This window comes from Chryseobacterium sp. C2(2020), assembly GCF_014218915.1.
In the GTDB taxonomy this organism is placed as follows: domain Bacteria; phylum Bacteroidota; class Bacteroidia; order Flavobacteriales; family Weeksellaceae; genus Chryseobacterium; species Chryseobacterium mucoviscidosis.
The window spans coordinates 117,808-124,291 of sequence record NZ_JACLCT010000009.1 but is presented as its reverse complement, the minus strand read 5'-3'; the positions used below and the strand labels follow the sequence as shown (position 1 = coordinate 124,291).

General features: G+C 37.7%; 6 protein-coding genes and 1 pseudogene. All 7 read right to left on the bottom strand.

The genetic code is table 11. The features are described 5' to 3' along the window. Positions 1-265, bottom strand: a 265-nt coding sequence (locus H6W52_RS07645) for a transposase (protein ID WP_185216628.1), incomplete at its 3' end; no start/stop codon positions are given. Positions 266-414: 149 nt separating this feature from the next. Next, on the bottom strand, positions 415-1,356 hold the full coding sequence (locus H6W52_RS07640; RefSeq protein WP_116097416.1) for a transporter: 942 nt from the start codon (positions 1,354-1,356) through the stop codon (positions 415-417). Positions 1,357-1,363: 7 nt separating this feature from the next. Further along, positions 1,364-2,440, bottom strand: coding sequence for a cytochrome-c peroxidase (locus H6W52_RS07635; protein ID WP_116097414.1), 1,077 nt, complete (start codon positions 2,438-2,440; stop codon positions 1,364-1,366). Beyond that, on the bottom strand, positions 2,433-3,260 hold the full coding sequence (locus H6W52_RS07630; RefSeq protein WP_116097412.1) for an MbnP family protein: 828 nt from the start codon (positions 3,258-3,260) through the stop codon (positions 2,433-2,435). Before H6W52_RS07630 ends, H6W52_RS07635 begins: the two co-directional genes overlap by 8 nt. Before the next feature lie 41 nt (positions 3,261-3,301). Continuing rightward, positions 3,302-4,540 (bottom strand): T9SS type A sorting domain-containing protein, encoded by a 1,239-nt coding sequence (locus H6W52_RS07625; protein ID WP_123891949.1) that lies wholly within the window; start codon positions 4,538-4,540, stop codon positions 3,302-3,304. A 428-nt stretch (positions 4,541-4,968) separates the two neighbouring features. After that, positions 4,969-5,334 carry a hypothetical protein gene (locus H6W52_RS07620; RefSeq protein WP_123891948.1) on the bottom strand — a complete coding sequence of 122 codons (366 nt, stop codon included), beginning with the start codon at positions 5,332-5,334 and terminating at the stop codon, positions 4,969-4,971. A gap of 444 nt (positions 5,335-5,778) precedes the next feature. Then, a pseudogene (locus tag H6W52_RS07615) lies at positions 5,779-6,438 on the bottom strand (superoxide dismutase); the annotation flags it as partial. Between the last annotated feature and the right edge of the window lie 46 nt (positions 6,439-6,484).

Sequence of the window (6,484 nt, the reverse complement as noted above, 5' to 3'; positions counted from 1 at the left end):
TAAACGACATATCGTAGCGAGAACGCTCCACCACATCCACATCAGAAACCGTGTAAATGCTTTTCAGCAAAAGATATTTAAACATTCGCACAGGGCTTTCCGCATGGCGTCCGTTATTTGAACAATATTTATTTAAAAGTTCTTCATAGATAAATGAAAAATCAATCAGTTCATTAATTTTCCGAAGAAGATTGTCTTTCGGAACAATCAAATCATACAACCCAGAATAGGAACTCAACTGAATTTTTTGCTGCTGTATTAACATCTGCTTTACTCTTAAATGCAGTGTTAATATACAAAGAAGGAGCGTAAAACTATACGTTTTACACTCCTTTTTTATTGGTTAATAAAGATTTAGTTTTTCAGTGACCTCTTGTACAATGAAGGTTTTTTAAGATGAATGAATATCTAAATCTAAATCCCAAAATTCACGAAAATGCTGAACCGGGATTTGGCTTCAATATCTCCTCCGGCAAGATTTGTGTAAGCAGGAAGCATTACTTCACTTCCCAAACTGAATTTTTTGTAGGAGGCTTCAAAACCTAATTTTCCGTACAAAGCACTTCCGGCGGTTTTAGGCATTACTTCTCCGAACTGTCTGTTCCAGTCGTAGACTTCCCCCTGCATCCCGAATTTTCCCGAAAGAATGCTGTTTTCATTTTTCCAGAGTCTGTAAAATCCTGTTGCTCCATAATTCCACTGGTTTCCGAAACGGTAATGTTTTTTGTTTTCTGTTTTTAAAGTATAATCGGTGTTCAGCAACACTGCCAGTTTATCTTTCTGAAATTTATAGTTTAAAACCATCTGATAATCCCAGCTTCCTGTTCCAAGCTGAAAACTGGGATTTACTCCTGTGATTCCTTTTTCATCAAATTTTCCGATCGGAATTTTCACGCCGAAACCTCCATTCAGTTGATGGGAAGAATCTTTGGAATCGATGATCTGATAGATTCCCATTACATTCGCATCTCCGATTCCTTCAATTTTGATATCTCCCTGCAACGTTTTTTTGGTGTGAAACTGAAACGGAATACTTGCATATACACTTACATTTTTGGCAACCGGAATTTTTCCCCAAAGCTGGAGCGTATTGAAATACTGATCCTGCGTAAGATCATTGACGAATAAATTTTCTTTGGCTCTGTAATGCTGTGCAAAATATTTAACGCCGATAAACTGAGGATTCAGTAAAGATTCAAAGCCGGAAGAACCGTTTCCTGCGGCGCAGCCACAAGCGTCGCAATCATCAAAGACCATCGGACTAAATTCTTTACGAATAAATAAACTGTCATGGATTTCTTTTGCCTGACTAAAAAAACATCCGGCTAAACCCAATGTTAAAAATACCTTCTTCATAATTTTATTATTCTGCAAATTTTGAATTCGTTATAAAATTTTTATCGCTTAACGTTTTCAGAAATGCGATGATGTTCTGTTTTTCAGAAGCGGTCATAGGAATTCCAACGTGTCCGTTTTGTTTCAGCAACGGATCGAGATTAGGCTGGTTTTCTACATTATCAGAATAAAAATTCATAACTGCTTCCAAACTGTAAAGTCTTCCGTCGTGCATATAAGGTGCTGTATATTCTACATTTCTGAGGCTTGGAACACGAAATTTCATATTGTCATTCCAGTCCAGCGTTACACGATATCTTCCTCTGTCGTCAAACTGCGGATTATAATACATTCCAGTATTCCGATAGCTTTCATCGGTAAATAAGTCTCCCGAATGACAAGATGCGCATTTATTCTGAAACAGAGCCATTCCCTGATTTTCTTCTGCTGAAAATACTTCTGTTCCTTTTTTCATCCTGTCGTACTTTGAATCCGCGGAAATCATGGTTGCCATAAACTGCGAAATTGCTTTGAGAATTTTTTCACCGGTAATGTTTTCGTCACCGAACGCTGCTTTAAACATTTTCTTGTAATTTGCATCAGCATTTAATTTTCCTACCGCTTCAGGAAGCGAGCTGTCCATCTCAAAATCTGTGGTAATGGGAACCAGAGATCTTTCGTCCAGATTGTGGCTGACTCCGTCCCATGTGTAATTTTTCAGAAATGCCATATTCTGTATTGGTGGTGCATTTCGGATGCCTAATCGGTCATCAATTCCATGACTTACGGTGTGACCGTGATGGGTAAAAGCATATTCCTGAATATGGCAGAAACCACATGAAATGGTATTATTTCTGGATAATTTTCCTTCGTAAAAGAGTTTTTTCCCCAATGCTACTCCATTCACCGTGACCGGATTTCCTGTAATATCAAAAGTGATGTCCGGAAAACCCGCAGGTTTGTCGAGACGATAAGCTTCATCTTTTGGTAAAGGCTCCAAAACCTCATCTTCCGTGCAGGAAGTCAGGGGAAATACCACAATAAAGAGAAAAATCCAAAGAGAGCAGAATTGCCCTCTTTTGGATTGTATGAAAAAATTAATCATTGTGAACGTGATCTACTTTAAACATTTTAGAAATATTATTGGTAACATTCACCAAATGCTGGTTTGATCCCATTGCCATGTCGTTAGAAGTATCCAATGTTAAAGCAGTCTGTCCGCTCAGATATTGGTTAAGATCCGCTAAAATGTGAACCGATGGTGTAATCTGTTTTGATACTCTTGCCGTTGAAGGAAAATCAAGGGTAATTTCACGGTAAAGATCTGCAGTGTTGTTTGCTGCAGTGTTCCCCATATTTCCACAATGGTTCATAAATTCTGTAGTGGCTGAAGAAGTTCCGTATTTACCTTCCAGTTTTGTGAAGATGTATCCTGCCGCCCAAGACCAAGCCATTCCAGCAGTTTTTGCTTTCTGCCAGAAAATTCCCTGTCCGCTTTGCCCCAAAAGATAAGCTGACTGACTGATGCCTAAACCGATTCTTACTTTTTTATAATTGTTTTTAGGAACTTCTTTCAGGTTGATGTAATTAATTCCGGCAACAGCTTCTGCCTGATCTACGATAAAGGCTCCGTTATCCGGATCGTTGTAATGGTATTTGAATTCTCCTCCGTTTTCATCGATTAAAGTGATGTTGCTGATTACATATTTCAAAGTAGAAAACTGGTGTTTTTGTCCGTTAACGGAAGTTTGTGTAGTCTGGTTTAAAACAATATCTCCAAGGTTATTGAATCCGTTTTCGAATTTTAGCTGTAAATTTCCCGGAGTCGTGTCCAGAACTTCTTCATCGTCATTATTGCTGCAAGACGAAACGGTAAGTAATGTAATTGCTACGAAGAGTAATGATAAGAATTTGTAAATTTTCATTTTGATTAAATTTAATTGTAAAAATTATTGTTGTTTAGTATTTATTTTTTGATAAATTTTAAAGTTTCATGTTCTTTTTTCCCAAAAAGATGAAGGAAGTATACTCCCGGTTCTAAACTCTGAACCGTAAGTACAGAATTGTTTTTAACGGAATTGTTTCCTGTAACATCTCTCCCTGAACCATCAAAAATTTTGATGCTTTCAATCTGATATTTCGCAGTTATATGAATGACCTCATCTGCCGGATTAGGATATATGGAACTGGAAACGGTATGCTTAATCTCATCCTGAGTAGAAAGTGTTCCGTTGAAGATAAATTTCTGGATGCGGTGGTTTCCCATGTCTGTAACATAAAGATCTCCGCTTGGCGCCACAAAAACTCCTCTTGGACTTTTGAACTGATCTGCTCCACTTCCATTTCCGTTTCCTCCTGCAATCACATTTCCGCTGGTCTGTCCTTCTTTCCAGGAAAGGATTCTTCTTCCTGTGTATTCAGCAATAATCATTGTTCCGTCGTTCATCATAAAAATACCGTTGGGTGCTTTCATTTGATTATTAGCGGTTCCGGAGCCATTGCCTCCCGCAACTGTTACTGCATTTGTACTGCCTGAAGAAAATTTCTGTACCCTGTTGTTAATATAATCTGTTACATAAAGATTCTCATTGTTGTCTACATAGATGGTTCCGTTAACAGAAGGATTGGCTAACTGATCTGCATTTGCGCCATAAGTACCCGCAGCAGCCAAAGTTCCGGAAGAATCTCCTATTGCCCATTTCACAATTCTGCTGTTTCCTGCATCAACAATATAGAAGGTGTTTCCTCTGAGATAAAATCCACCAGGCTTGTTTAGTTGATTAAGTGCTGCTCCTTCTCCATTTCCTCCGGCAACAGTAATTCCTGTTACGGCATTGGGTTCCCACTTTTGAATTCTTGCATTAAACGAATCCAGAACATAGATATTCTTATTATCGTCTACCCAAACACAAGTAGGAGTATTAAGCTGATTGGAATTACCTCCCGAACCATTTCCTCCGGCAACAGTAACTCCCTGATTTAATGCCGAATCCCATTTTACAATTCTATGATTTTGGGTGTCTGTAATATATAGATTGCTGCTGCTATCAATAAAAACAGAGTAAGGAAAATTAAGCTGATTATTTGCACCGCCCGCTCCGTTTCCTCCGGCAACGGTAATCCCCTGAGTATTCCACGAATATTGCTGGGAGAAAATAAGATTGAAAAAAGAGAAAGCTATTACAGATAATATTTTTTGAAACATATCTTTATAAAATTTCGATCCGGGATATTTTTGCTCCGGATATATATTAAACAAATAAGAGAATCGGCAAAATGCTCTAATGAACTGATCTGTAAAAATCAATTATGGAAACGAAACGATTTCTTAAACCCATTCTGTTATGAGCAGATCCCGATTCTCTTGAAGAAAAAAGTTTTGTTGATATTTTTGAGGAATTTTCTGAACACTATTTTACAGGATTTTATAAAAACACAGTTTTTATTTTCAGCATTGCGTATCCTCTGAAATATAAGGAGACCAAAGCCCAGCGATTATAGCCGTGGCATTACAGCTAAACGTTTAATTTATGCAATTGCTGAACATTGACACTGTAAAACAATATCAGAAAAACCTTTATAGATTGTCCGGGAAATTATTCTTCTGCATTTTCAGAAACAGAAGAGATTATGCTACACTAATGGAGGATGAAAAACCTGAAAATAGTGTAAATGATGATAAGAATCGGCACTGAATGTACCGACAGTATTTTTCAGAATATTTGATTTGAGGATGAAGCTGTCGTCTAAACTTTCATTTACGATAAAGATATCTATGGAATTCAGACTTATTTTCTGACTGCTTTTGTTTCCCTGCTCCTGAGTTTTTGAGAGTTCTTTTGAAAGGTAACATTTACCGTTACACATTAACTCTGGTTTCATTCTGTTTTCACAAAGTTCTTTAGTTATATAGTCGTAATTAACTGTATAATCTATAAATGGCAATATCGGACGTATTGTCATCTGAATAATCATGAAAATAGAAATGATATATTTCACGGAGCAAATTTAATAATACTTTTTGTTTTGTTATATGATATTAAACATAAAAAGGCAACTTACAAAAATTAATAAGCTGCCTTTTATATCAATCAATTAATGTTCATCCTCAGCAGAACACAATCCTACAATTGTATGGAAAGTATCGTGCAGAACTGTAAGAGATTTTGTAATATTTGCATCAGAATCTTTTTTCTTGATTTGTTTTTCAAGATCCTGACTGTCCTTCGCAAGTTTTGCAATGGCTTCCTTCACGCCTTTTTTGTTAAATTCAGCAGGAACAGCCGAAGTTTGCAATGCTTTTGCTTTTGCTGCCATTTCTGCTGCTCTTGTTTTGATAGGCTGAAGATTGCCTTCTTCCGCAGGATGGAAAGTCTGAGACATCACGGTGTGAAAATCTTTCATAGCCTGCCAATCATCGAATTTCCCTTTTTTTGCTTTCGTTGCTTCTTCGTATCTTCTGCTGATTTCTTTCCAGTTGGTTACGTTCCAGATTGCGGTTAAATAATCTGCTCTTTTGTTCTGATATTTGAGGTAATATGCGTGTTCCCAAACATCGATCCCGAAAATAGGGGTTCCTTTTTCTTCTACAACATCCATTAAAGGGTTATCCTGATTGGGTGTTGAGGAAACAAATAATTTTCCGCTCTTATCCACAGAAAGCCATGCCCATCCTGATCCGAAGCGGTCGGCTCCGGCTTTTGCCATCTTCGCTTTAAAAGCATCCATGCTTCCGAATGCTTCATTGATTGCTTTTGCAAGTTTTTCAGAAGGTTGTGTATTTTTTTCCGGAGTTAAGACGGTCCAGAACAACTCGTGGTTGTAATGTCCTCCTGCGTTATTTCTTACGGCAGCCGGTAATTTTGAGGCATTCGACATGATCTCGAATAAGGTTTGTTTTTCCTGCGGCGTTCCTGCGATTGCCTTATTCAGGTTTGCAACATAGGCTGCTGCGTGTTTGGAATAATGAATTTCCATTGTCTGTGCGTCGATATTTCCTTCCAACGCATTGTAAGCATACGGCAACGGTGTCTGCTTAAACTGTGCAAACGCAAACTGCGCTGCAAAAACTGCACTCAGAGCAGCTACTTTCAAAATCTTCATACTATTTTATTTTTATGTGATTTATTTTGGCTGGGAGACAGATGGT

Excerpts from the sequence above, each read along its gene's own strand:
- H6W52_RS07640 (WP_116097416.1), bottom strand. The coding sequence starts at position 1,356 with ATGAAGAAGGTATTTTTAACATTGGGTTTAGCCGGATGTTTTTTTAGT.
- H6W52_RS07635 (WP_116097414.1), bottom strand. The coding sequence starts at position 2,440 with ATGATTAATTTTTTCATACAATCCAAAAGAGGGCAATTCTGCTCTCTT.
- H6W52_RS07630 (WP_116097412.1), bottom strand. The coding sequence starts at position 3,260 with ATGAAAATTTACAAATTCTTATCATTACTCTTCGTAGCAATTACATTA.
- H6W52_RS07625 (WP_123891949.1), bottom strand. The coding sequence starts at position 4,540 with ATGTTTCAAAAAATATTATCTGTAATAGCTTTCTCTTTTTTCAATCTT.